The sequence below is a fragment of the Methylobacterium sp. Leaf87 genome (assembly GCF_001422775.1).
Classification (GTDB): domain Bacteria; phylum Pseudomonadota; class Alphaproteobacteria; order Rhizobiales; family Beijerinckiaceae; genus Methylobacterium.
In genome coordinates this window covers 12,232-37,410 of the sequence record NZ_LMMI01000013.1, presented here as the reverse complement: position 1 = coordinate 37,410, position 25,179 = coordinate 12,232, and the positions used below count along the sequence as shown (strand labels likewise).

At 68.7% G+C, this 25,179-nt stretch carries 20 protein-coding genes, 1 pseudogene and 1 riboswitch; of the genes and pseudogenes, 6 read left to right on the top strand and 15 right to left on the bottom strand.

From position 1 onward, the window contains the following. Nucleotides 1-2 precede the first annotated feature (2 nt). From sppA to xseA, 7 genes are all read right to left on the bottom strand, one after another. On the bottom strand, nt 3-989 hold the full coding sequence (gene sppA / locus ASF22_RS10035) for a signal peptide peptidase SppA (protein ID WP_056169111.1): 987 nt from the start codon (nt 987-989) through the stop codon (nt 3-5). Nucleotides 990-1,400: 411 nt separating this feature from the next. Further along, complete coding sequence (gene rpsA / locus ASF22_RS10030) at nt 1,401-3,131, bottom strand: 30S ribosomal protein S1 (RefSeq protein WP_056169113.1); 1,731 nt, start codon at nt 3,129-3,131, stop codon at nt 1,401-1,403. Between the two features lie 279 nt (nt 3,132-3,410). Further along, nucleotides 3,411-4,019: a hypothetical protein gene (locus ASF22_RS10025; RefSeq protein ID WP_244474247.1), complete on the bottom strand. Its 609-nt coding sequence runs from the start codon at nt 4,017-4,019 to the stop codon at nt 3,411-3,413. A 149-nt stretch (nt 4,020-4,168) separates the two neighbouring features. Continuing rightward, on the bottom strand, nt 4,169-4,882 hold the full coding sequence (locus ASF22_RS10020; RefSeq protein WP_056169117.1) for a DUF1013 domain-containing protein: 714 nt from the start codon (nt 4,880-4,882) through the stop codon (nt 4,169-4,171). 187 nt (nt 4,883-5,069) lie between these two features. Further along, nucleotides 5,070-6,014 carry a ribose-phosphate pyrophosphokinase gene (locus ASF22_RS10015; RefSeq protein ID WP_056169120.1) on the bottom strand — a complete coding sequence of 315 codons (945 nt, stop codon included), beginning with the start codon at nt 6,012-6,014 and terminating at the stop codon, nt 5,070-5,072. Between the two features lie 161 nt (nt 6,015-6,175). Further along, nucleotides 6,176-6,403, bottom strand: a complete 228-nt coding sequence (locus ASF22_RS10010) for a DUF4170 domain-containing protein (protein WP_056169122.1) — start codon at nt 6,401-6,403, stop codon at nt 6,176-6,178. Between the two features lie 145 nt (nt 6,404-6,548). Then, nucleotides 6,549-8,192 carry an exodeoxyribonuclease VII large subunit gene (gene xseA / locus ASF22_RS10005; RefSeq protein ID WP_056263777.1) on the bottom strand — a complete coding sequence of 548 codons (1,644 nt, stop codon included), beginning with the start codon at nt 8,190-8,192 and terminating at the stop codon, nt 6,549-6,551. A gap of 451 nt (nt 8,193-8,643) precedes the next feature. Between xseA and purD the strand changes: the two genes are divergently transcribed. Together purD and ASF22_RS09995 are read left to right on the top strand one after the other, a co-directional pair. After that, nucleotides 8,644-9,927, top strand: coding sequence for a phosphoribosylamine--glycine ligase (gene purD, locus ASF22_RS10000; protein WP_056263775.1), 1,284 nt, complete (start codon nt 8,644-8,646; stop codon nt 9,925-9,927). Between the two features lie 211 nt (nt 9,928-10,138). Beyond that, nucleotides 10,139-11,041 carry a polysaccharide deacetylase family protein gene (locus tag ASF22_RS09995; protein WP_056263773.1) on the top strand — a complete coding sequence of 301 codons (903 nt, stop codon included), beginning with the start codon at nt 10,139-10,141 and terminating at the stop codon, nt 11,039-11,041. Between the two features lie 123 nt (nt 11,042-11,164). On the opposite strand, the pseudogene ASF22_RS09990 reads toward ASF22_RS09995, so the two are convergent. From ASF22_RS09990 to otsB, 5 genes and pseudogenes are all read right to left on the bottom strand, one after another. Next, a pseudogene (locus ASF22_RS09990) lies at nt 11,165-12,014 on the bottom strand (porin family protein). A 256-nt stretch (nt 12,015-12,270) separates the two neighbouring features. Further along, nucleotides 12,271-12,540, bottom strand: a complete 270-nt coding sequence (locus ASF22_RS09985) for a hypothetical protein (protein WP_244474246.1) — start codon at nt 12,538-12,540, stop codon at nt 12,271-12,273. 242 nt (nt 12,541-12,782) lie between these two features. Further along, a complete protein-coding gene (locus ASF22_RS09980; RefSeq protein WP_056263771.1) occupies nt 12,783-13,307 on the bottom strand; it encodes a hypothetical protein in 525 nt (174 codons plus the stop codon). 8 nt (nt 13,308-13,315) lie between these two features. Further along, nucleotides 13,316-14,326 (bottom strand): glucokinase, encoded by a 1,011-nt coding sequence (locus tag ASF22_RS09975; protein ID WP_056263769.1) that lies wholly within the window; start codon nt 14,324-14,326, stop codon nt 13,316-13,318. A gap of 75 nt (nt 14,327-14,401) precedes the next feature. Then, entirely contained in the window at nt 14,402-15,157 is a 756-nt protein-coding gene (otsB, locus tag ASF22_RS09970) for a trehalose-phosphatase (protein ID WP_056263815.1), read from the bottom strand. A gap of 137 nt (nt 15,158-15,294) precedes the next feature. On the opposite strand from otsB, the gene ASF22_RS09965 reads away from it, so the two are divergent. Then, on the top strand, nt 15,295-15,789 hold the full coding sequence (locus tag ASF22_RS09965) for a DUF427 domain-containing protein (RefSeq protein WP_056169143.1): 495 nt from the start codon (nt 15,295-15,297) through the stop codon (nt 15,787-15,789). Nucleotides 15,790-15,859: 70 nt separating this feature from the next. Next, complete coding sequence (locus tag ASF22_RS09960) at nt 15,860-17,086, top strand: serine hydrolase domain-containing protein (RefSeq protein ID WP_056263767.1); 1,227 nt, start codon at nt 15,860-15,862, stop codon at nt 17,084-17,086. Between the two features lie 91 nt (nt 17,087-17,177). On the opposite strand, the gene ASF22_RS09955 is transcribed toward ASF22_RS09960, so the two are convergent. Both ASF22_RS09955 and ASF22_RS09950 read right to left on the bottom strand, forming a co-directional pair. Beyond that, a complete protein-coding gene (locus ASF22_RS09955) occupies nt 17,178-17,777 on the bottom strand; it encodes a DUF2147 domain-containing protein (protein WP_056263765.1) in 600 nt (199 codons plus the stop codon). A gap of 274 nt (nt 17,778-18,051) precedes the next feature. Next, entirely contained in the window at nt 18,052-18,261 is a 210-nt protein-coding gene (locus ASF22_RS09950; protein ID WP_056263763.1) for a hypothetical protein, read from the bottom strand. A 189-nt stretch (nt 18,262-18,450) separates the two neighbouring features. Then, nucleotides 18,451-18,667, top strand: a riboswitch (cobalamin riboswitch). 315 nt (nt 18,668-18,982) lie between these two features. Here ASF22_RS09950 and ASF22_RS09945 point away from each other — a divergent pair. Together ASF22_RS09945 and ASF22_RS09940 are read left to right on the top strand one after the other, a co-directional pair. Beyond that, nucleotides 18,983-21,160 carry a TonB-dependent siderophore receptor gene (locus ASF22_RS09945; protein ID WP_056263760.1) on the top strand — a complete coding sequence of 726 codons (2,178 nt, stop codon included), beginning with the start codon at nt 18,983-18,985 and terminating at the stop codon, nt 21,158-21,160. Nucleotides 21,161-21,187: 27 nt separating this feature from the next. Beyond that, nucleotides 21,188-22,603 carry a peptidase gene (locus tag ASF22_RS09940; RefSeq protein ID WP_056263758.1) on the top strand — a complete coding sequence of 472 codons (1,416 nt, stop codon included), beginning with the start codon at nt 21,188-21,190 and terminating at the stop codon, nt 22,601-22,603. Nucleotides 22,604-22,609: 6 nt separating this feature from the next. Here the strand turns inward: ASF22_RS09940 and gyrB are convergent, their stop codons facing one another. After that, nucleotides 22,610-25,078 carry a DNA topoisomerase (ATP-hydrolyzing) subunit B gene (gene gyrB, locus ASF22_RS09935; RefSeq protein ID WP_056169161.1) on the bottom strand — a complete coding sequence of 823 codons (2,469 nt, stop codon included), beginning with the start codon at nt 25,076-25,078 and terminating at the stop codon, nt 22,610-22,612. Between the last annotated feature and the right edge of the window lie 101 nt (nt 25,079-25,179).

Below are 25,179 nucleotides of genomic sequence, written 5' to 3'. Positions count from 1 at the left end.
TTTCAGCGGGCGGCTTCGGCGGGGCTGGGCCGCCAAACGGCCAGGAGCCCGCCCTGCGCCGCGCCCGCCGTCTCGTCACCGATCAGGCGGAGATGTGCGGCGAGCCCGTCTAGGCCCACGAGATCGGCGCCGAGGCCGAGCGCCGACCAAATCTGGAAGTCGCTCTTGGCCTTCGGCTTCCAATCCAGCACTGGCAGGTTCTTGGCGACGCCCCGCTCGGATTCGAGCCAGGCGATGGCCTGGCGCTCGCCGCCGATCCCATCGACGAGCTTCAGGGGGACGCTCTGGCGCCCGCTGAACACCCGCCCGTCGGAGACGGTGGCGAGTTCGCGGTCGTTCATCTTGCGGCGCTCGGACACGAGTCCCTTGAACCAGGCGTAGGTGTCGCCGACCACGGCAGCGAGGGCCGCGCGCGCCTCCGGCGAAGTCGGAGTGAAGCCCGACGGCTCGGCCTTGAGGGGCGAGGATTTCACCGATTCGACCTTCACCCCGACCTTGTCGAGGAGGCCGGACAGGTCCGGATACTGGAACAGGACGCCGATGGAGCCGACGAGCGCCGTCTCCCGCGCGACGATGTGGTCGGCCGCGATGGCGGCGATGTAGGCGCCGGATGCGGCAGTGCCGTCGACGAAGGCCACCATGGGCTTCTTCTCGGCGAGCGCGCGCAGGTTGCGGTAGAGTTCCTCCGAGCCGGTGGTGGTGCCGCCGGGCGAGGAGATCGAAACCACCACGCCCTGGACCGCACCAGCGTCGCGCACGCGCTCGATGAGCTTGGTGGTGGCCTCGGCGCCGGCGATGAAGCCGCCGATGGAGATGCGCGCGATCTGGGGTTTGACCGCTCCGAAGCCGAGGGGTTCGGTGCCGCTGCGGATGCGCAGACCCACCGCGCCGACGGCGAGAACGAGACCGCCGATCCCCACCACCCGCCATAGGGAAAGCTTACGGCGCAGGCGCCTGCGATCGATCAGGAGTTCGGCGTCAGCGGCCATGCGATGGTTCGCTCCCTCGCGCACCGACCGTTCCCGGCCGTGATGGGTTGTCCGAGCTTCGCGCCGCCCGGCTTCGCCGCGGTTCGCGGCAGTGCCCAGGACCCTGTGCCATCCGTCGCCGGATGGACTCAAGCCCTTGCCCCGCCTCGCATCCTCGGCGTGGGTGTTCTAGCCTTGCCCGCCACGGACCGGCAAGAGGGGGCGGGCGGCGGAAGCGGGCGGAATTCGCAAGTCCTCGCAGCCCGGACAAGTCATCTCCGGCAAGTCTTCGCGGTGCGGGATGCCAGTTCTCGCACGGATATCGCGCCGCCAGACGCAAAAACGCCCGCGCGAGGTTTGATCCCCGCACGGGCGTCTTCAGTTCAGGGCCCCGGGAGCCATCGTGGATCCCGGGGTGTCGCGCCGGGACGATTAATCCTGGGCGTCGTCCTTGTCGTCGCTGGTGCGGGCCTTCTTGAAGGCCGCGCCCAGGATCTCGCCCAGCGAGGCGCCGGAATCGGCGGAGCCGAACTGCGCCATCGCCTCCTTCTCCTCGGCCATTTCGAGGGCCTTGATGGAGAGCTGGACCCGGCGCGCCTTGCGGTCGAACTGGATCACGCGGGCGTCGAACTTCTCGCCGGCGGCGAAGCGCTCGGGGCGCTGGTCGCCGCGGTCGCGGGCGAGCTCGGCCCGGCGGATGAAGGTGGTGAGGTCGGTGTCGACGATCTTCACGTCGACGCCCGAATCCTTCACTTCCGTCACTTCGCAGGTCACGATCTGACCCTTCTTGAGCTCACCGGCCTCCGTGAAGGGGTCGCCGCCGAGCTGCTTCACGCCCAGCGAGATGCGCTCCTTCTCGACATCGACGTCGAGAACCTGGGCGCGCAGCATGTCGCCCTTCTTGAACTCCTCGATGACCTGCTCGCCGGGACGGTTCCAGTCGAGATCCGACAGGTGGACCATGCCGTCGACATCGCCGTCGAGGCCGATGAACAGGCCGAACTCGGTCTTGTTCTTGACCTCGCCCTCGACCTCGGAGCCGACCGGATGCTGCTCGGCGAAGGCCTCCCAGGGGTTCTGGAGGGTCTGCTTGAGGCCGAGCGAGATGCGACGCTTGACCGGATCGACCTCGAGGATCTGCACTTCCACTTCCTGGGAGGTGGAGACGATCTTGCCCGGGTGGACGTTCTTCTTCGTCCAGGACATCTCGGAGACGTGGATCAGGCCCTCGATGCCCGGCTCCAGCTCCACGAAGGCGCCGTAATCGGTGATGTTGGTGACACGGCCCTTGAGCTTGGCGTCGACGGGGTAGCGCTGGGCGATGCCCTCCCACGGATCGGCGAGCAGCTGCTTGATGCCGAGCGAGATGCGGTGGGTCTCGTGGTTGATCTTGATGATCTTGACCTTGACCGTCTGGCCGATGGTCACGACCTCGGACGGATGGTTCACGCGGCGCCACGCCATGTCGGTGACGTGAAGCAGGCCGTCGATGCCGCCCAGATCCACGAACGCACCATACTCGGTGATGTTCTTGACGACGCCGTCGATGACCTGACCCTCTTCGAGGTTGGCCACGAGCTCGGAGCGCTGCTCGGCGCGGCTCTCCTCAAGGACGGTGCGGCGCGACACGACAATATTGCCGCGGCGGCGATCCATCTTAAGGATCTGGAACGGCTGGGGCGTGCCGAGCAGGGGCGTGACGTCGCGCACGGGGCGGATGTCGACCTGGGAGCGCGGCAGGAACGCCACGGCGCCGTCGAGGTCGACGGTGTAGCCGCCCTTGACCTGGTTGAAGATCGCGCCGGTGACGCGCTCGTTGGCCTCGAAGGCCTTCTCGAGCTTGACCCAGCTCTCCTCGCGGCGCGCCTTGTCGCGCGAGATGACGGCCTCGCCCAGCGCGTTCTCGATACGGTCGACATAGACCTCGACCTCGTCGCCGACGGCAAGATCGCCTTCGCGGCCGGGGCCGTTGAATTCCTTGAGGGCGACACGGCCTTCCGTCTTGGCGCCGATGTCGATGACGGCCACGTCCTTCTCGATCGCGACGACGCGACCCTTGACGACGGACCCTTCTGTGATCTCGTGCTCGAGGAAGCTCTCCTCGAGGAGAGCCGCAAAATCGTCGCGGCTCGGGTTACGCTGCAGGGCGTTACCAGCGGTCATTCTGTCTCCTGACAGGCCTCATCGGAGGCCGGCGTCGGCGGTTCGTGTGACGGGGCACCCTCGGCGATCGCCGCCCGCGATCCCCGGGGGACCGGACGGGCTCACCCCCCGGAAGGAGGGCCGACGCATTCTGAAACGATGGTCGAGGGCCATTCTCCAACGGGACGGAGCGACGCGAAACACGCCCACGCCTCGTCGATTCCAATCGGAGAACGGCGGTTCCATACCGGATCACGCCGCTTTCGGCAATATGACGCGCGATGAGGTTCGGTGCGGCCATCACGCCGGAGGCCGGCCAGGGCGGCGCGTGTTGCGCAGCCAGACCGCCGAGGCAACGGCCAGGGGTTCGAGGGGCAGCACCACCGGTCCGTGTCGCTTGCCCAGCAATTCGATGCCGGTGAAACGGACTTCGCGAATGGCGAGCCAGACGCCGAACGGAAAGGTGGCATCGGTCCCTTCCAGCGGGCCGAAGCACTCCTCGAATGCAAGCGGATCCACCATGATCTGGTCGTAGCGTGACAGGTGATCCGCCATGGAGACTTTGGAACGGAACAGCACCCGGTCGCGGTGGAACGACGAGAAGCATGGCTCGAATTCGGTCAGCGTCACCCAGAGCTTGCCCCCGATGCGCAGATAGGGCGGGTTCGGGCCGGCATCGCCAAAATTCGCCGGGCTCCACCCGGCTTCGGCCATGAGAGATTCTGCGAGGGTCACGGGTTGGGAAGCCCAGAGGTCGGGCACCGATGAGGTCTGGCCAGACGACAGGGGCAAGTCCGTCAGGCCCACTGGATCGGCGACCGTTCCCATCTCATGTCCGGTACCCAACGCGATCATCGTGATCCCCGGAAAATGCTGCCTCAGCCAGCGAGGGTCGGCAATATTGCGCATTTTCTTGGATTTGGCGACCTGGGATCAGTCGCCATGTCTCGTTATCGTGCCGTTCGATGCCATCCTGAGGGCAACACCGAAGCCCGGACGAAAAAATCCGCACCGGAACTCCGGTGCGGATCGGGTTCGTCCATATCTGACGGCGAGAATCAGTCCTCGTCGTCATCCGTGTCGGTGTTGCGCATGCCCTTGAGCTTGGCGAACACGGAATCGGCGTTGAGCTTCTCGTCGCGCACGGAGCGGTGATGCTCGTCGGTCTCGGTGTAGTCCGTCGCCGTCGAGACTTCCGTCGGCAGCAGCGTGGCGCCACCGTCCGTCGGCAGCACGGCGGGCCGATCCTTGGCCGAACGCTGGACTTCGAAGTCGAGGTCGATCTGCGTGCACAGGCCTAGGGTCACCGGGTCCATGGGCTGGAGCGAGGCAGAGTTCCAGTGCGTGCGCTCGCGGATCTGCTGGATCGTCGACTTGGTGGTACCGACGAGTCGGATGACCTGCGCGTCCTTGAGCTCGGGGTGGTTGCGCAGGAGCCAGAGGATGGCGTTGGGGCGGTCCTGGCGGCGCGAGAGCGGGGTGTAGCGCGGACCCTTGGTGGTGCGCTTGACCTCGGGCAGCTTCACCTTCGAGACGGCGACCTTGAGCTTGTAGTTCGGCACCCGCTGGGCGCGCTCGATCTCGTCGCGGGTGAGCTGGCCCGTGGTGATCGGGTCGAGACCCTTGATGCCGGCCGCGACCTCGCCGTCGGCGATGCCCTTCACCTCGAGGGGGTGCAGCTTGCAGAATTCAGCGATCTGCTCGAAGGCCAGGGAGGTGTTCTCCACCAGCCACACGGCTGTGGCCTTCGGCATCAACGGGCCTTGGGTCATCGGGCAACTCCAACGGTTGGGGCGGGACGGGCGTCGGGGCGCCGCCGACGTGGCGCCGCTCGCTCCGGCCTGGGACTGGCCGGCAGCATCCCGTCTCAACGCTGCAATAGGGGAGTTGCGTCTATACAGGTTGCGGAGGGGGATGCGCAATTGCGATCGCGCGCATCCCGTCCCGCTCAGCACGGTATCAGGTGAACAGGCTGGACACGCTCGATTCCGTCGCGGTCCGGCCGATGGCCTCGCCCAGCAGCGGCGCGATGGTGGCGACCCGGATGTTGCGCGCGAGCTTGACCGCCTGCGTCGGTTGGATCGAATCGGTGATGACCAGCTCCTTCATCCGCGAGGCGGCGATGCGCGAGACCGCGCCGCCCGAGAGCACCCCGTGGGTGATGTAGGCCGAGACGTCCTTGGCACCGGCGTTGAGCAGGGCCTCGGCGGCGTTCACCAGGGTGCCGCCGGAATCGACGATGTCGTCGACGAGGATGCAGGATCGACCCTCGACCTCACCGATGATGTTCATCACCTCAGATTCGCCGGGGCGCTCGCGGCGCTTGTCGACGATGGCGAGCGTCGCGTCGATGCGCTTGGCGATGGCGCGGGCGCGCACCACGCCGCCGACGTCGGGCGAGACCACCATCCAGTCCTTGGGGTCGAGCCGCTCCTTGATGTCGCGCACCTTCACGGGGGCGGCGAACAGATTGTCGGTGGGGATGTCGAAGAAGCCCTGGATCTGGCCGGCATGCAGATCGAGGGTCATGACGCGGTCGGCACCGGCCTCGGTGATGAGGTTGGCGACGAGCTTGGCCGAGATCGGGGTCCTGCCCGAGGTGCGCCGGTCCTGGCGGGCATAGCCGAAATACGGGATCACCGCCGTGATGCGCCGGGCCGAGGAGCGCCGGGCCGCATCGATCATGATGAGCAGTTCCATCAGATGATCGTTGGCCGGAAACGACGTGGACTGGACGATGAAGACATCCTCGCCGCGGACGTTCTCCTGCAGTTCGACGAAGATTTCCATGTCGGCGAAGCGCCGGACCATGCATTTCGCCAGCGGCAGCTCGAGGTAGGCCGCGATGGCCTCGGCGAGCGGGCGGCTGGCATTGCCGGCGATGATCTTGATCGATGACGTCATGCCGGGGTCTTCATCTCGCGATCCTTCGCCCGCCGAGCCGTCCAACCAGGGTCACGAACCAAATCGTAGAAACCCGGAGCGGTTTGTCGGGCCGGTCCATACCAGCCGACGGGGGGGCGTCACAATGCCTTCACGCACTCTGCCCCTGCGCCCTGCACAGATCAGGGCTCGAGCAGCCGGTGCAGGTGCACGATGAAGTAGCGCGTCTCGGCGCTGTCGACCGTGGATTGCGCCTTGGCCTTCCAGGCGCTCTGGGCGGACGCATAGTCGGGATAGATGCCGACGATATCGAGGTCCTTCACGTCGCGAAAGTTCACGCCGTCGAGGCTTTCCAGTTGCCCACCGAAGACCAGGTGCAGTTTCTGGGCGCTGTCGATCGTGGTTGTCATCGCGGCTCCTTCGTATCGTGCGGCCTGCCTTGGGGGCTGGCTCAGGCATGCGCTGTGCCGCGGTTCGCAAACGCGGCCCCGTTCGTCAACCCACGGGTGGGCAGGCGTGCGCGGCACAGCCGGGGCCGTTCGCGAGGCCGAGCTTTCAGCCTTCGAACAGGGAGCCCTGGACGAGGGCCTTGGCCGCCGCTTTCCGTGGGGCGCGCTTGGGACGTGCCGGTGCCGGAACGCCCTCCCCGCTCGATGCGGCGGCGGTCTCGGCCCGCGCCGCCAGGGTGCCATCGGCGAATTCCAGGGTGAAGCGCTCGGCCGCCGACGCGGCCACGGTGCTGCGCAGGGCCGCGCCCGACCCGTCGCGAACCAGGGCGAAGCCGCGCGCCAGGACGGCGCGGTAGCTCAGAGAAGCGAGGAGGCTCGCCAGGGTCCCGAGGCGGTCGCGGCGGCGCTCCGTGAGTCGGCCGCCGGCCCGGTCGAGGCGGCCCTGGAGGGCATCGAGCCGGTCGCGGCGCCGCGCGCCCTCGGCATCGGCTCGGGCTAAAGTGGCGTCGCGCGCCACGACGAGACGGCGGCCGAGATAGGCCAGGGCTTCGCCCCTGTGGCGGGTGCCATGGCGGAGCGCCGCGCCCGGCCGGTCACCGATGCGGGCCAGACGTCCCCGTGCGGTGGCGAGCGCGAGGGTCGGCGGATGCCGTACGAAGCGCTCGACGAGGCGTGACACTCTCAAACGATGCACGCGGGCATTGCCGGCCAGCGCCGGCCCCAGACGGGCCTCGGCGAGGTCGAGGCGCTGGCGCTTGCCCGCCAGGAAGGTGTCGACCCCAGGCATCGCCCGGACGAGGGCGCGCAGATCGCTGCCATCCCGGTCGAGCTTGCGCTCGACGGCCTCGCGCTGTCGCCGAGCGAGGTCGGTCACCTCGGCCATGAGGTCCGCGCGCACCGGCACCGCCATCTCGGCGGCTCCCGTGGGAGTCGGCGCCCGCCGGTCGGAGACGAAGTCGATGAGGGTGGTGTCGGTCTCGTGGCCCACCGCGGAGATCAGCGGAATGGTCGAGTCCGCGGCGGCACGCACCACCACTTCCTCGTTGAAGGCCCACAGATCCTCGATGGAGCCGCCGCCGCGTGCCACGATGAGCACGTCGGGGCGTGGGATCGCCCCACCGGGGAGCAGCGCGTTGAAGCCCCGGATTGCGGTGGCGATCTCGTCGGCCGCCCCCTCCCCCTGCACCCGCACGGGCCAGACGAGGACTGGACGGGGGAAGCGGTCGGCGAGGCGGTGGAGGATATCGCGGATGACCGCCCCCGTGGGCGAAGTCACCACGCCGACGACGCGCGGCAGGTAGGGAATCGGCCGTTTGCGCTCGGCCGCGAACAGACCCTCGGCGGCGAGCACGCGCTTGCGCTCCTCCAGCAACGCCATCCAGGCGCCGATGCCCGCGGGCTCCAGGGTCTCGATGACGATCTGGTACGAGGATTTGCCCGGAAACGTCGTGATCCGGCCCGTGGCGACGACCTCCAACCCCTCCTGCGGCTTCTGGCGAAGGCGGGCGAACGTGCCCTTCCACACCACCGCATCGATGCGGGCGGTGCCATCCTTCAGCGAGAAATAGGCGTGGCCCGAGCCGTGCTGGCCGCGAAAGCCCGATATCTCACCTCGTAGGCGGACATGGCCGAAGGCGTCTTCCAAGGTCCGCTTCAGGGCCGAGGCAAGGTCGCCGACAGACCATTCGGGGACGTTCGAGACGGGCACGCCGGATCTCGGAACGGCGGAAGGCGGGGGAGGAACAGCCATGGCGGCGAACGCTAGTGTGGGGCGCCGTGCAGGTAAAGGGCGGCACCCTGAGGGCGTTCTAGCGTCAGGCCGCTCTGAGGTCGACTATAGTAAGATGGAGAGAAGCAGGGCGACGCAGGCGGTGGGGAAAGCGCCGACGGCCAAGGCCCAGTACCAGCTCGGTGCGCTGTGTGAGCGGCGATTGTCGTTACACGCCCGCATCGGCATCCGCCCGCTGATCACATACCGCGCGGCATTGACGCCCTGGGATCTGGGCGAAGCCATCGAATAAGAGACGGATTTGCGACATCCTGGCATGATCCATCTAGAACTCGGGAACGGGCACCGGGTTCCCGATGTCCTGTCGAGAAGATCGGGTTGGGCGTGCGTTGGGGCTCCATCCCGTGCAAAGCCGCGCGGACTGTCCGAATCCGCCTTTTCAAGGGCGCTCTTTTGGGGAAGAGCTTGGCCCATGAACATCCTCCTCATCGGCTCCGGGGGGCGCGAGCATGCCCTCGCCTACGCGCTGACCAAGAGCCCGCTCTGCGAGCGTCTGTTTTCCGCGCCGGGCAATCCCGGAACCGCGGCGTTCGGTCAGAATCGACCGGACCTCGACGTCGCCGACCACTCCGCCGTCCAGGCGTTCTGCGCGCAGAACACCATCGGCCTCGTGGTGATCGGACCCGAGGTGCCCCTCGTGGCCGGCCTCGTGGACGACCTCGCCGCGGCCGGCATCCGCGCGTTCGGTCCGACGAAGGCTGCCGCCCAACTCGAGGGCTCGAAGGGCTTCACCAAGGATCTGTGCGCCGCGTACGGCATTCCCACCGCTGCCTTCGCGCGCTTCACGAATCGTGATGCCGCCCTCGCCTACCTTGCCGAGCGCGGTGCGCCCATCGTGGTGAAGGCCGATGGCCTCGCCGCCGGCAAGGGCGTCGTGGTGGCCGAGACCCTCGATCAGGCCGAGGCCGCCGTGCGGGCCATGCTGACCGAGCCCGGCGCCGAAATCGTCATCGAGGAGTGCCTGTTCGGCGAGGAGGCAAGCTTCTTCGCCCTGTGCGACGGAACGCGCGCCGTCCCCATCGGTACGGCCCAGGACCACAAGCGGGTGTTCGACGGGGATCGCGGTCCCAACACCGGCGGCATGGGCGCGTACTCGCCCGCCACCATCCTCACCCCCGCCCTGGAACGGACGGTGATGGAGACCATCATCGCGCCGACCCTCGCCGGCATGCGCGCCCGTGGAACGCCGTTCACCGGCATCCTCTATGCCGGCCTCATGCTCACGGTCGATGGGCCGAAACTCATCGAGTACAACACCCGCTTCGGCGATCCCGAGGCGCAGGTGCTGATGCCGCGCCTCGCCGGAGACCTCCTCCCGGCCCTGATCGCGGCCTGCGACGGCAACGTGTCCGGCGTCGATCTCCCGTTCGACGAAAGTCGCGCGGCGCTGACCGTGGTGATGGCGGCGGCCGGTTATCCCGGCGCGGTGATGCGCGGCTCGGTGATCCGGGGGGTCGACGCGGCGGATGCGAGCGACGACGTCATCGTGTTCCAGGCCGGCACCCGCATCGAGAACGGGCAGCTGCTCGCCGATGGCGGACGCGTGCTCACCGTGACGGCCCTGGGGGCCAGTATGATGGAAGCCCAGGCCCGCGCTTACACGGCCATCGCCCGGATCGACTGGCCGGAAGGGTTCTGCCGCCGGGACATCGGCCGCCGCGCCGTGGCCCGCGAGGTCGCCGGCGGGGGGATCTGAAGCGCTGTCCTTCGTCCGTTTGAGGGCAACGCTCCAAATTCCCGTCGTTGTCGCGACTTTCGCCGAAGGCCGGTCTCAGCATTTCGGGGCGATGCTCTGGCATTCGCCTCGCGGAGCGTAGCCATCCGATTCGGGCCGGGGAGGCCAAAGGCTCGGCGGTGACCTATCTCGGGAGGCACGGAGCCCCGACCTCGAGCGCAAAGGCATCAGCATGGATACATCGGCAGGCCATGGCCGATACGGCTACAGCGCGCTGCCCGATCGGCCGGTCTACGACTGGCCGGGGGGCAAGCGCTTGGCCGTGTACGTCGCCCTCAACCTCGAAACCTTCGATTTCGGATCTGGGCTCGGCGCCGAGCTCGCGCCCGGAGGCCCCCAACCGGACGTGCTGAACTACGCTTGGCGCGATTGGGGCAACCGCGTCGGCGCGTGGCGGATGAAGGCGATGCTCGACAGTCTCGCCCTGCCGGCGAGCGTGCTCGTCAACAGTCGGCTCTATGCGGATTGCCCGGGACTCATCGAAGCGTTCCGGGCCCGTGGCGACGAGATCGTCGGCCACGGCCGCACCAATGCCGAGCGTCAGGGCACCCTAGACGAGGCCGCCGAGCGGCGCCTCATCGCCGAGGCGACGGAGATCCTCGCCCGGCACGAGGGCGAGCCGCCGGCTGGTTGGCTCGGCCCCTGGATCTCGCAATCGCGGGTGACGCCGGATCTCCTGGCCGAGGCCGGGTACCGCTACCTTCTCGACTGGGCGCATGACGATCAGCCGGTGTGGTTCGCGACGCGCGGAGGGCGGCGCATCCTCTCGGTGCCTTATCCGCAGGAACTGAACGATATCCCGGCCATCGTCGCCCGTAAGGACACCGGCCGTCAGTTCGCGGAAGCCCTCGTCGATGGCTTCGACGAGATGCTGGTCCAGTCTCGGGATGCCCCCCTGGTCATGGGGATCGCATTGCATCCCTACATCGTCGGCCAACCACACCGCCTGAAGCCCTTGCGTGCGGCCCTGGAGCACATCGCGGCGCACCGGGACGCGGTCTGGCTCACCACCGCCGGTGCCATCGCCGACCATGTTTACGCGATGGCCGACGGGGCGCCCGCCGTGAACGAATAACGCGTTTCGCGACCCCCAAACAGCGACACCCCGAGGATTTCTCCTCGGGGTGTCGCCTCGACGAAAGCGGCCAGATGATCGGGGCTGGGGACGCTCAGGCCGAACCTGAAGGTCCCGCAGGTCCTAGTACGAGCCGAACTTGTAGTTCAGGCCGGCGCGGACGACGGCGAACTCGGTGCCGGAGTTGCGGCCGGCGAAGCCGGGCTGACGGTAGACGACGTTGTTGGTGTCGACGGCGTAGACGCCGGCGTTGCGGTTGTTCTGGTCGAGGTTGACGTACAGGCCTTCGACCTTGAACGTCACGGCCGAGGACTTGAAGAAGTTGAAGAACGAGTCGGTGGGGAGGGCGTACTCGATGCCACCGCCGGCGGCCCAGCCGGTGCGGAAGCTGTCGTTGCCGCGGAAGCCGCCGAAGGAGCGCTCCTCGCTGCCGGCGCCGTAGGCGAAGCCGCCGGTGCCGTACACGAGGGTGCGGTCGAAGGCGTAGCCGAGGCGGCCGCGGACGGTGCCGAAGTAGTCGAGGCTGGCGGTGCCGCGGGGATCGACGAAGGTGACGCCGGCGACGGGAGCGAAGCCGGGGGTCAGGACGAAGTTGTTCCGGCTACGGCCGAAGTCGACGTACTGGGCGTCGGCTTCGATACCGACGACCACGCCCGAGCCCGGGGTGAACTGGTAGTTGTAGCCGATCTGACCACCGCCGGTGAAACCTTCGTTCGAACGGTCGGAGTAGGCGACCTGCGAGGGGCCACCGGCGCCGGCGAGACCAGCGGCGCCGCCGCGGACCAGGTTCGGGAACACGTTGTTGTAGATCGAAGCCGTAACCGGCGTTGAAACCGGCGTAGAAGCCCGTCCAGGTGAACACCGGCACCGGCACGAACACCGGCGGAGCCGCACGGCGCGGAAGGTCAGCGGCCGAGGCAGCGCCCACGAGGAGGGCGGCGGCGGTGCTGGCGAGGAAGAGCGTCTTGAACATTGTGTGACTGCCAGAAAAGCTGAGGCGCACTCTCGGTGCGGCGTGACCTGGGCTTAGCAAGGCTTGGCACGACGCTTCTAGTGTATTTCGGCAACACCGAGATTAGATCGCATCATCAATGGAAAAGACCAGTCCTTTACTTTGTGTTTACATTAATTATTTGAGTGGAGGCGATAACGCAGGGTTTGCCATTCGGTTCCCCGATAGGGTCGCTTTTTTAGGATTTGCCCGAATGGCCCGGGTGATCGCGTGAGCCTCAGCGCGGCGCGAACACCGTGATGTTGCTGTTGAGTTGATAGGCGGGGGCGGGCGGCGTGTTGACGAACCGCAGGCGGATAGGACTTTCGCCGAGGATCGCTCCGAAGGCCGGTGTGACGGAGATCGGAAGGCACCGTGACAGGGCGTCAGTGGCAGCGTCCTCGTAGCGTTTGCGGGCTTCCCCGTCGCCGTTCAGCCGCCGGGCGGTGACGAGGGGCGGCCCTCGCAGGGCGCCCGTCTTGTCGAGGCCGAAGCGGAACGCGATCAACGATCCCTCCGTCCCCGGCGGCACCGACCAGCACGCGGCCAGAGCGGTGCGAAGATCCATCCAGTTGTTGATGGGTGACGGACCCTGGGCCAGGGCGGCTGCGCACAAGACGGTGCACACGCCTCCGAGAAGCGCCGCGCTGAAGGGGCGTCCGCTCGCCCGTGATCGTGTCCGTCCGGTGCGCATGCCCCGCATCTTAGGCGAGCGTTTACGCCTGTGTAAAATCGCCTTGGACTCTTCGCTCAGTGTTCCCGCTCGGGTGGCGCCAGGTCGCCGGGAATCCGACGCGGGTCGCCGTAGAGGTCGTCGAGCGCCCCGAGGACCGCCTTGGTCCAGCGTCCGGTCCCGTCGTCGCCGGGATGCCCGCTGGCATAGGCCTCGATCCAGAAGTCGATCTCCTCGTCGCCGAGGTGGATCGTCCGGATTCGCTGGCGGAGGCGAAGCAGATCGGTGCGTGCGCGCAATTCGACCTCGTCCTCGCGCAGGTCGTCGCGGGCCTCCCGCACGGAGATCAGCTGGGTCGCGGAGGACAGGGTGGTACGGTCGAACGCCAGGACGGCACCCTGCCGAACATCGCGGGCGGTGAGCCCCGCCGCACCGTCGTCCCGGCGGTCCTGCATCGCCTGGGCGACGAGGCCTGCCACGGTGCGATCCCGGAAGAAGCGCAGGCTCGGCCGGTCGCCGTCTCCTGTCGGGGCCACGGACAGCCGGTCGAGGATCCAGGCCTCGACCAGATCGGGTACGACGATGGGGTGATGCAGCTGCATCCCCGCGCTCAGTCCGCCGTCCAGGTCTGACCGTGATACACGAACACGTCCGGCCGGCTCGCCAGGGCGGCGAGGCCCGAAAAGGCCGGGTCGTGGAGGGCGATCACGCTGGTTGGAATCGCCTCCATCTGCGCCACGAAGGGCGGCTTGTGCTCGAAGGCGGCGCGGAAGCCACCCTGGTGCAGCACATCGATGATCCGAGGGGCGATGCCGCCGCCGATATAGACCCCGCCGGTGGCGAGGAACGTCAGGGCGAGGTCGCCGCAGACCCGGCCGAGCAGCTTGGCGAAGAGCGCGAGGGCGGCCGCCGCATCCGGGTCCGTGCCGCCGAGTCCTGCCTCGGTGACCGCGGCGGGATCGAGCCTGGGGCCGTCCTCTCCAGTGCGCAGACGATGCAGACCGGCGTGCAGGCGCGACAGGCCTGGCCCGGAGAGCAACGCCTCGACGGTGATCCGTCCCTCGATCCGCTCCAGGTGCGGCCACAGGGCGTGCTCCTCGGTGTCGCTCGGGCCGAAATCCACGTGCCCGCTCTCCGTCGAGACGATGGCGAGGCGATCCCCCACGGGCAGCAGGGCCGCCGCGCCGAAACCCGTGCCGGGGCCGAGGACGAGGCGGGCGCCCTGATCACCCTTGATCCCACCCTCGCGATGGGGACCCACCGGGGTCAATTCGCCGGGACTGATCTCGGCCGCGCCCGCCGCCACCGGCACGTAGTCGTTGACGATCACCGCCCGCGACAGGCCGAAATCCCGGCCGATCCGCGCGCCCTCGATCACCCAATGGGCGTTGGTAAGCTGTACCGCCGGGCCATCGACGCGCGCGGCGACGGCCAGGATGGCCGAGCGCGGCGGCGGACCGCCACCTTCGGCGAGCGCCGCCCGGATCGCGGCGCTCGGGTCTGGATGGCCGGCCGTCTCGACATGGGCGAGAAGGCGCGGCTGTGCACCGGACTTCGGCACCACGGCGAAGCGGGCGTTGGTGCCGCCGATATCGCCGACGAGGACCGGAAATTCGAACATGCGCGCTCCTTTTCGAAAAAGGCCGGGTTCTCAGGTGTGGCTGACGCGGGTGTGGCCGTTCTGGGCGCGGCCGGGTCAGGCCGGCGGCAGGGCGTCGGGATCGATGGGGGCCCCGTCGGCCCAGGCGTAGAGCAGCCGGCGCACGTCCTCCGGGGTGGCGAGGCGCCGTGTGGCGATGGTTTCGGCCGCGCCGATGCGGACGCTGACGCCCCCGCTCGCGTTGACCACCGCGAAGGCCTTCTCGTCGGTGAGGTCGTCGCCGAGGAAGATCGCCCGGCGGCCGGCATAGGGCGGGGCTTGCGCGAACACCCGGATGGCCTGGCCCTTGGTGGCCGAGGCGGGCACGATCTCGCCCACCGCCTTGCCGAGCTGGAGCCGGTAGGCGGCACCCAGGGCATCGGCGGTGATCTTGACCGCCGCTTCCGCGAGCGCCGCGTCGGCCGGACTGGCGAGGCGCCAATGCACCGCCACCGACGCGCCCTTGTCTTCGATCAGAACGGCATCGAGCCCGGCGACGGCCGCGGTCAGGCCGGCCATGCGGGCACGCAGTTCCGGATGGTTCTCGGCGCCTCCCCCGCTCACGACGCCGTCGACCCGCCGCTCGACCCCATGCAGGCCGGCGATATCGAACCGGGCCGGCGCCAGGAAATCGTCGATCACCCCGATGGGCCGACCGGTGACGACGGCGAGCGCGCCGCCGAGGCGGGTGCGCAGCCGCTCCAGGGCGCCCGGCAGGGCCGGATCGACCCGGACCAGATCGGGCCGGGGGGCGATTTCCACGAGGGTCCCGTCGAAGTCGAGGTAGAGGGCGAAGTCGGTCGGCTCGGTCACGCTCTCGGTCACGCTTCGCGTCCCTCCATCCAAGACCGGCCTGCGCTAGCATGACGCGCGCCAGTGGAAAACGGGGCGCGGCCCACGCCGTGCCCTAACTCACGCATCCGTATCCCGACGCCAGGAGCCCGCTGCGCATGTGGCCGACACCGATTCACCCCGGTCCCGACGAGGAGAGCGTCTGGGATTACCCGCGGCCGCCCCGCCTGGAGCGCGTCGCCCGGCGCCTGCGGGTGGTGTTCTCGGGCGAGACCATCGCCAGCACGGTGGCGGGCTGGCGCGTCCTCGAGACCAGCCATCCGCCGACCTACTACATCCCGCCCGCCGACGTGGCCCCGGGCGTGCTCGGCCCGCCGCGCCGGGCCGGCCTCTGCGAGTGGAAGGGCCGCGCCGTGCTCCACGACGTCTCGGCCGGCGGGCGCCGCGCCGAGGGGGCGGCCTGGGCCTATCCCGATCCCACGCCGGATTTTCGCGCCATCGCCGGATACCTCGCCTTCTATGCCGGACCGATGGACGGCTGCTTCGTCGGCGACGTCCGCGCCACGCCGCAGCCCGGCGGGTTCTACGGCGGTTGGATCACGCCGGGCCTCGTCGGCCCGTTCAAGGGTGGTCCCGGCTCCATGGGTTGGTAGGACCATGGCGCCGGGGTTGCGTCCCCGTCAGGCCCGGCTACATGCCGTCACGGTGTGATGGAGCGATGGCATGCACGGTGAGATCGACGTCGAGGCGCGGGCGGTGGGGCTGTGCCCGGATCGCCTGGGGCGAATCGACGGCTGGATGGAGCGGCTGGTGGCCGACGGGAAGCTCGCCGGCCTCTCGGTGATGGTGGCGCGGGCGGGCAAGACCGCGTATTTCCGCACCCACGGTCTCGCCGACATCGCCCGGGAGAAGCCGTTCGCCCCCGACACCATCGCGCGCATCTATTCGATGACGAAGCCGCTCACCTCGGTGGCGGTGATGATGCTCTACGAAGAGGGGCGCTTCCAGCTCGACGATCCCATCACCCGTTTCCTGCCGGAATTCTCCGACATGCGGGTGCTCACCGGCGGCAACCGGGTGAAGTTCGACAGCGAGCCGGCGCAGCGCGCCATCACCATCCGCGACCTCCTCACCCATACCTCCGGCCTGACCTACGGCTTCATGGAGGCCACCCTCGTCGATGGCCTCTACCGCCAGAACGGCGTCGATTTCGGCGAGGCGCAGACCGACAGCCTCGCCACCGTGGTGGAGCGCCTTGCCCGCCAGCCCCTGCTGGCCCAGCCCGGGGCCGAGTGGAACTACAGCGTCGCCACGGACGTCCTCGGTTACCTCGTCGCGGTCGTGTCCGGCAAGGACTTCGCGGAGTTCATGCGGGAGCGCGTCCTGGCGCCGCTCGGCATGCTCGACACGGATTTCTTCGTTCCACCCGACAAGGTCGAGCGGTTCGCGGCGAATTACAGTCTGTTTCGCGAGCGCAGCCTGAAGGTCTACGACGATTGCGTCGGGAGCCGGTTCGCGCGTCCGCCGGTGGTGGCCTCCGGCGGCGGCGGCCTCGTCTCCACGGCGGGGGACTACATGCGCTTCTGCCGCTTCCTCCTGGCGCGCGGAGAACTCGACGGCGTGCGGCTGCTGGGGCGCAAGACCGTCGATCTCATGCTCACGAACCACCTCGACGGCGATCTGGCCGCCATGGGCCAGCCGCGCTTCTCCGAGACGGCCTATACGGGCATCGGTTTCGGGCTCGGCTTCTCGGTGATGCTCGATCCGGCCCGTGCGCAGATCGTCGGAACGCCCGGCGAGGCCGCCTGGGGCGGGCTCGCCAGCACCGCCTTCTGGGTCGACCCGGCCGAGGATCTCGCGGTGGTGCTCCTCGCCCAGCTCATCCCGTCCTCGGCCCTGCCGATCCGCCGGGAGTTGCGGGTGCTGACCTACGCCGCCCTGGTGGACTGATCCAGAGCTACAAAAAGCCGGCTCCGCTGGGCGAAGCCGGCTCGAAATTTTCCCGATGAGTCGAGCGGCTCGATGCGGGCGACCCGCGATCCTACTCCGCCGCGGGGGCGGCGGGTGCGGTTCCGGGAGCGGCCGGCTTCGCGCCGGGCTTCGGGGCCGCGGGCTTGGGCGCCCATTCGGCGTCGGAACGCGGGCCGCCGGGCTGGTTCGTCGCCGCGGTGAGCTGGCCCGGAACCACGTCGTTGACCTTGCTCCAGGTCTGCGATCCGCACAGGAACCCGAGCATGCAGCCCCGCACGGACAATTCGGTGGGCTGATCGGCCCACATGGTCACGTCGTAGAACTTGCCCTCGTCGGCGTTGTAGATCTTCCCGGCGTAACGGGCGTCGGCATCCGGCTTCAGACCCATGATGAGCTGGTGCCCCAGCGACGGGCGCGCCTGCTTCTTGGTGTCGGGATTCTTGAAGTCGACGCGGGGCTGGCCCTTGTCGTTCAACGGCACCTTCAGCCAGACGACGTAGCCGCACAGGTTGGTGTTCTGCGGACCGCATTTCTCGACGCGGATTCGCGCGCGGCCATCCTCGGTGAGGTAGGTCCCGGTCGCGTCGTTGGGCGTGGCGGCCAGGGCGGACCCGGGCAGCGCGGCCAGGGTCAGGCCGGCCAGAGCGGCGAGGGTCGATCGGTCGATCATGGGTTGGACATCCTCAAACTTCGAAAACCTGCCGGGCGGCGCCATCAGCCGTGTCGTGTCGGCCCGCCGGAGCCGCGCCGGACGACCGTCACCGGGCCACACGCGGTCGTCGCCCCGTGCGGTGATGCCCCGCCTTCGGACGCGAAGGTGACCGGATCATGACCACGACGCCCCGCCGTCGCTGGAATCCGGTTCGCAGGTCGTCGGTCCGGACCCGAACGCAAAAAGCCGGGGCTTTCGCGCCGGCTCGTAGAGCTTCGTGATGGGGGTGCGCTTATTCGGCAGCGGTCATCTCGGCCGTGAAGTGACCGCACCAATCCTTGGACGCCACCACCGGCCAAAGGCCCGGGGACTTCGGCTCCGGCTGGCTCACGGGCGGATTGAAGCGGCACAGGCCCGCATCGCCGGCTGCCGCGCCGCCGTTGAGCTTGTGATCGTCGAAGAAGCGGCAGCTCTCGCAGGCGATGCTGTGGTTGCTGGTCATTGTGTCTCTCTCGGTCGGATGGGCAGTCGCTCCGCCCGCGCCGTTCTTAATTAGAATAACTCCAATCAGGCGTCAACGTGGTTTTCGGCGCTTGGTCGTCGTCGGTCCGTTGGTGTGCCTGGAATTCCGCTTTGCCGCTGGATCGACCGTCACGATCCGCGCTTCGGCTTGACGGGGTGCTCGGCGAAGCCCTAGCGTGACCGTGACGGTTCCTCTCCGGAGGATCAAAAGGGAACGCGGTGAGGGCTTCGGCTCGATGCCGCGGCTGCCCCCGCAACTGTAAGCGGCGAGCCCATCATCAACACGTCACTGGGTCTTCCGGATCTGCCAAGATCCCGGCCTGGGAAGACGATGAGAGGGCGGTGACCCGCGAGCCAGGAGACCTGCCGTCAGTCGTGGTCACACGCGAAACGCATCGGGCGGGGTGTCCTGATGGGTGTCGGGGCGTTCGCATGCCGCGAACGGATCGGCCTCGTTCGCGGTGACGTGCCACACCGCGCCCCGTGCGCGCCCGCCGTTTCCGCATGCGCCCGCCCGAACCACTGCCTTCATTGCCTATCGATCGTGATCGCGTACCGCACCCGTGCGGCCGTCGAGCTCATGCGTCGTCGCACGAAAAGGCTTGGCCAGGACTGAACGATTGTAACGTTATAACATTCGTTTTAGGCGTAGTGGAAGCGTCGTCGCGTACGTCGCGCGCCCTCGGACAATTCGCATCGCCATGCTGTTTCCACGTTCCTGCCTCGCGCATCATCCCGGCCCCGGTCCCGGGATCGTCGGAGGATGTCTTCTCCTTGTCCTCGCTCCCATCGCGGCCTCGGCGCAGGAGCCGGCCGTCACCCTCGACACCCTGTCGGTGGCCGGTTCCGGCGTCGCGCCCGCCGGGCTCAACCTGCGCACGGTGGATCGCGGCGCCAGCCGCCTCGGTCTGACGCCCCTGGAGACGCCGGCCAGCGTCGACGTGATCGCGGGCGAGACCGCGCGCCGGCGTGGCCAGAACACCGTCGCGGAGGCCGTGACAGAGAACGCCACCGGCATCACCACCGTGGCGGCCCCCGGCAACGGCAATGGGGCCTTCACGGCGCGCGGATTCGCCGGCCCGAACTCGATCCAGCAGCTCTACGACGGCACGCGCCTCTACGTGGGCGCCGGCACCGTCACCTTCCCGTTCGACACCTGGAACGTCGAGCGCATCGAGGTCCTGCGCGGCCCGGCCTCGGTACTCTACGGCGACGGGGCCATCGGCGGCGTCGTCAACGTGGTGACGAAGAAGCCGGTGTTCACGCCCATCAACGAGGCCCGCGCGGCCCTGGGCTCGGACGGTCTCGCCCGACTCGCCCTCGATTCCGGCGGCCCCATCGGCGAGGCCCTGGCCTACCGCTTCAACATCAGCGGCAACCGGTCCGGCGGCTGGATGCAGCCCGACGGAGATTTTCGCAACCTCGCGGTCTCCGGCGCGCTGACCTTGCAGGCGGCCCCCGACCTCGCCTTCACACTCAGCCACGACTTCGGCTACCAGGAGCCCGCCCGCTACTGGGGTACGCCGCTGGTCAACGGGCGGATCCTCGATTCCATCCGGTTCAACAACTACAACGTCCGCGACGCCAAGATTTTTTGGACGGACAACTGGACCCAGCTCAGGACCGAGTGGAGCCCGAGCGCCGACATCACCGTGCGCAACACCGCCTACCGGCTCCAGAGCCGGCGCCAGTGGCTCGACGTCGAGCAATACGCCTTCAACCGAGGCACCGGCCGCATCGACCGCTCGGACTACCTTGAGATCTACCACCAGCAGGAACAGGTCGGGAATCGCCTCGACGCGACGGTCCGGGGCACCCTGTTCGGGTTCCGCAACGAATTTCTGGCCGGGTTCGACGTCAATCACATCGCCTTCCGGCACACTAACAACTTCCAGTCCGAGGGCGGCGGCCTCACCACGAGCGTCGATCCGTTCGCCTACGATCCCGGCCTGTTCCCGGCCAACGGCCGCGCCTCGCCCGCCTATGCCACGTCGACCAACCAGGCCTCGGTCTTCGCCGAGAACCGCCTGATCCTGTCGGATCAGCTCTCGCTGCTGACGGGCGTGCGCTTCGACGCCCCGACCCTGAACCGCCGGAACCTCGTCTCCGGCGCCACCTTCCAGCGCGACTTCCAGGCCCTGAGCTACCGCTTCGGTGCCGTCTACGCCCCGACGCCCGACCTCTCCCTCTACGCCCAATACGCCACCGCCACCGATCCGGTGGGGAGCCTCATCACCCTGTCGCAGAGTCTGGCGAACTTCCGCCTCTCCACCGGCCAGCAGGTCGAGGTCGGCGCCAAGGGCATCGCCTTCGGGGGGCTGGCCGAGTGGACGCTCGCCGGCTACCGCATCGTCAAGGACAACCTCGTCTCCACCGTGCCGGGCCAGCCCACCGTCTCGACCCAGGTCGGCCGGCAATCCTCGCAGGGCGTCGAGGCGGCCGTGTCCCTTCACCTTTTCGATGCCTGGCGGGTGGATGCCAACGTCGCCCTCCTCCACGCCCAGTACGACGATTTCAATCAGGCGGTGGCTGGTGCGGTGGTGTCCTATGCCGGTCGTCAGCCCATCGACGTGCCGGAGCGCGTCGCCAACCTCTGGGTGAACTGGGCCTTCGCCCCGGCCTGGGAGGCGCGCATCGGCGTGCAGTATGTCGGCGAGACCTTCAGCGATTTCGGCAACATGGCCCGGCGCCCGGACTACGCCCTGCTCAATGCCGGGCTCGACTATCAGGTCGGGCCGGCCTCGCGCCTGTCGGTGCGGGCCTACAACCTCGCCGACACGGTCTACGCCATCAGCGGCAACGCCGTGAACGGGGTTGGCACAAACTGGCTCCTCGGCCGGCCGCGCTCGTTCGAGGTCGCCTACAGCGTCAGCTTCTGACGCGCCGTGCGCCGCCTCCTGAAACCAATGAAGCGGTGGCTGATCCTCGGCCACCGCTGGCTCGGCATCGCCACGGGGATGTTCCTCGCCACCTGGGTCCTATCGGGCCTGGTGATGATGTACGTCCCCTTCCCCAACCTGACGGAGGCGGCGCGGCTCGCCGGCCTGCCCCCCATCGCCTGGGATCGGGTGCGGCTCGGCCCCGACGCGGCGCTGAAGCCCCTCGGCCTGACGCGCCTGCCCCTCGCCCTGTCGCTCGGCATGCGCGGCGATGCGCCGGTCTACCGGACCATCCTCCCGACGGGCGAACTCGGGACGGTCTCGGCCGAGACCGGCGCGGTGCTGGGACCCCTGTCGGGGGCGGAAGCTCTGGCCCTGGTTCGGGCCCGGGGCGGGACCGGTCCGAACCCCAGCGTGACGACGATCCAGCGCGACCAGTGGACCGTGACGGCGCGCTACGATCCGTTCCGCCCGTTCCACGTCGTCGCCCACGACGATTCCGCCGGCACCGAGCGCTACGTCTCGCAGGTCACCGGCGCCGTCGTTTTAGAGACGACGCGGTTCGTGCGCGGCTGGAACTGGCTCGGGTCGATCCCGCACTGGATCTACCTCACGCCCTTGCGCGCCCGGGCCGAGCTGTGGCGCGACGTGGTGCTGTGGATCTCCGGCATCGCCGTGGCCGGTGTCCTGAGCGGCCTCGTCCTCGGGGTCTGGCGCCTGCGCCTGCGCCGGCCCTACGCTATGGGAGTCTCGCCCTATCGCGGCGTTATGCGTTGGCACCACCTGTTCGGGATCGTCGGCGGCGTGGCGCTCCTCGGCTGGGTCGCGAGCGGTTGGCTGTCGATGAACCCGAACCGCTGGTTTTCCGGGCCGAGCCCAACACCCGCCATGCGGAGCGCCGTCATGGGAGAAGCGCCCCTCCCCGGCCTCGACGCCCTGCGCACCGTCGCCGTGTCCGGTCCCGTCGAGATTCGGTTCACCGGCATCGCCGGACAGGTCCACGCGGTCGCCACCGATGCGGACGGGCGACGCCATGTCGAACCGCCTGTGGCGCCGCAATCCTTGAGCACGGCGGCGGCGCGCATCCTGCCGGGCGCGCAGGTCGTCGCGGCCGAGACCCTGACGGCCTACGACGCCTATTGGTACCCGCACCACGAGACACGGGTGCTGCCGGTGTTGCGCGTCCGGTTCGACGATCCGGCGGAGACCTCGGCCTATCTCGACCCGGAAACGGGCGAGATCCTGATGCGTCTCGACCGAAGCGGCCGGGCCAACCGCTGGCTGTTCTCCGCCCCCCACCGCTTCGATTTCGCGATCCTGACGCGCCACCGCCCGGCCTGGGACCTCGTCCTGTGGACCCTGAACGGGCTCGGCGCCGGCATCGCTCTCACGGGGATCGTGCTCGGCTGGCGGCGTCTGCGCCGCCCCGCGCCGTCTCGATGACGCGCCTCACACGTCGAGGTTGGCGACGCTGAGCGCGTTGTCCTGGATGAACTCGCGGCGGGGCTCGACCACGTCGCCCATGAGCTTCACGAACAGGTCGTCGGCGTCCTGGGTGTCCTTGACCTTCACCTGGAGGAGCGAGCGCACGTCGCGGTCGAGGGTGGTCTCCCAGAGCTGCTGGGCGGTCATCTCGCCCAGACCCTTGTAGCGCTGGAGCTGGAGACCCTTGCGGCCGAACGCCATCACCGCCTCGAACAGGCCGACGGGGCCGTGCAGGGTCGTCTCGTCGCCCTTGCGGGCGTAGGTGACGGGCTCGTGATAGATCTCGCGCAGGGCCTCGGCCCGGTCGGCGAGCCGCGTCGCTTCCTGCGAGGCGATGAGCCCGGCATCAAGGGTCGCGACCTGACGCACCCCGCGCAAGGTCCGGCTCATGACGTAGCCGCCCTCGCTGACGGAGCCTTCCCAGCCCTGCTCGATGTCGTCGGCGATCCGGTCGAGGCGTCGGGCCACCCGGTCGGCCAGAACCTCGGCCTCCGCCGCGTTCTCGTCGACATTGACCCGGAAGGCGCCGGCGATCATCGCCTGCTCGACCACGGCGCGGTCGTAGCGGGTGTGGAGCGCCTGCATCAGGCCGCGGAACTGGCGCGCCTCCTCGACGAGGGCCTTCAGTTGCTGGCCGCCGAACTCGGTGCCGGAGGCCAGGCGCAGCACCGCCCCGTCGACGCCCGCGTCGATGAGGTAGTCCTCGAGCGCGCGCTCGTCCTTGAGGTAGATTTCCCGCTTGCCCTTCGAGGCTTTGTAGAGGGGCGGCTGGGCGATGTAGAGGTGCCCGCGCTCGATCACCTCCGGCATCTGCCGGTAGAAGAACGTCAGCAGCAGGGTGCGGATGTGCGAGCCGTCGACATCCGCGTCGGTCATGATGATGATGCGGTGGTAGCGCAGCTTCTCCGGGTTGAAGCCCTCGCGGTCCGTGGACGAGCGGCCGATGCCGGCGCCGAGCGCCGTGATCAACGTGCCGATCTGATCCGACGACAGCATCCGGTCGGCGCGCACCCGCTCGACGTTGAGGATCTTTCCGCGCAAGGGGAGAACCGCCTGGAAGGTGCGGTCGCGACCCTGCTTGGCCGAACCGCCGGCGGAATCGCCCTCCACCAGGAGGATCTCGCACTTCGATGGGTCGCGCTCCTGGCAATCGGCGAGCTTGCCCGGCAGGGAGGCGATGTCGAGGACGCCTTTGCGCGTCACCGTCTCGCGGGCCTTGCGCGCCGCCTCGCGGGCCGAGGCCGCCAGGATCACCTTGCCCATGACGGATTTCGCCTGGGCGGGGTTCTCCTCGAGCCAGTTCGACAGGCCCTCGTTGAGGACGTTCTCCACCGCTGGCCGTACGGCTGCCGTGACGAGCTTGTCCTTCGTCTGCGAGGAGAAACTCGGTTCCGGCACCTGCACGGAGATCACGGCCGTGAGGCCCTCGCGGCAATCCTCGCCCGTGAGCGTCACCTTCTCGCGCTTGGCGATGCCCGACGATTCCGCGTAGCCCGTCACCTGGCGGGTCAGCGCGGCGCGGAAGCCCGCCATGTGGGTGCCGCCCTCGCGCTGGGGGATGTTGTTGGTGAACGGCAGCACGGTCTCGTTGAACGAGTCGTTCCACCAGAACGCCACCTCGACGCGGATGCCGTCGCGTTCGGACCGCACCATGATGGGCTTGGCCATCCCGTCGATGGGTTTGCGCGAGCGGTCGAGGTAGCGCACGAACGCCTCGACGCCGCCCTCGTAGTACAGCTCCTCGCGCTTGTGCTCGGCATGGCGCGCGTCGGTGAGGACGATCCGCACGCCGGAATTGAGGAAGGCGAGCTCGCGCAGGCGCTTCTCCAGGGTGGCGTAGTCGAACTCGATGCTCGTGAAGGTCTCGGTGGATGCGAGGAACGACACCTCGGTGCCGCGCCGCCCGTTGCCGTCGCCGACCACCACCAGCGGCGACACCGCGTCGCCGTGGCGGAACTCCATGGCGTGTTCCTTGCCATTGCGCCAGATGCGCAGGCGCAGCCATTGCGACAGGGCGTTGACCACGGAGACGCCGACGCCGTGAAGGCCGCCGGAGACCTTGTAGGAGTTCTGGTCGAACTTACCGCCCGCATGGAGCTGGGTCATGATGACCTCGGCCGCCGAGATCCCCTCCTCCTTGTGGATGTCGGTGGGGATGCCGCGGCCGTTATCCGAGACGGTCACCGAGCCGTCGGCGTTGAGCGTGACGGAGACGAGGTCCGCGTGGCCCGCGAGCGCCTCGTCGATGGCGTTGTCCACCACCTCGTAGACCATGTGGTGCAGGCCCGAGCCGTCGTCGGTGTTGCCGATATACATGCCCGGTCGCTTGCGCACGGCATCGAGGCCCTTGAGGACCCGGATGGATTCCGCGCCGTAGGCCGCGGCCGCGCTGTTGTGGGTGGCGTCTGAGCTGTTGTGAGTCGTGTCGGACATGAAGTTCCTCGGGCAGGCGGGTCCGGGCGTGATCCTTCGTGCCCCGGCGCGAGCCCCGGACACGCCTGCAATGCGTCAACGGCCTTTATAAGCCTTCCGCC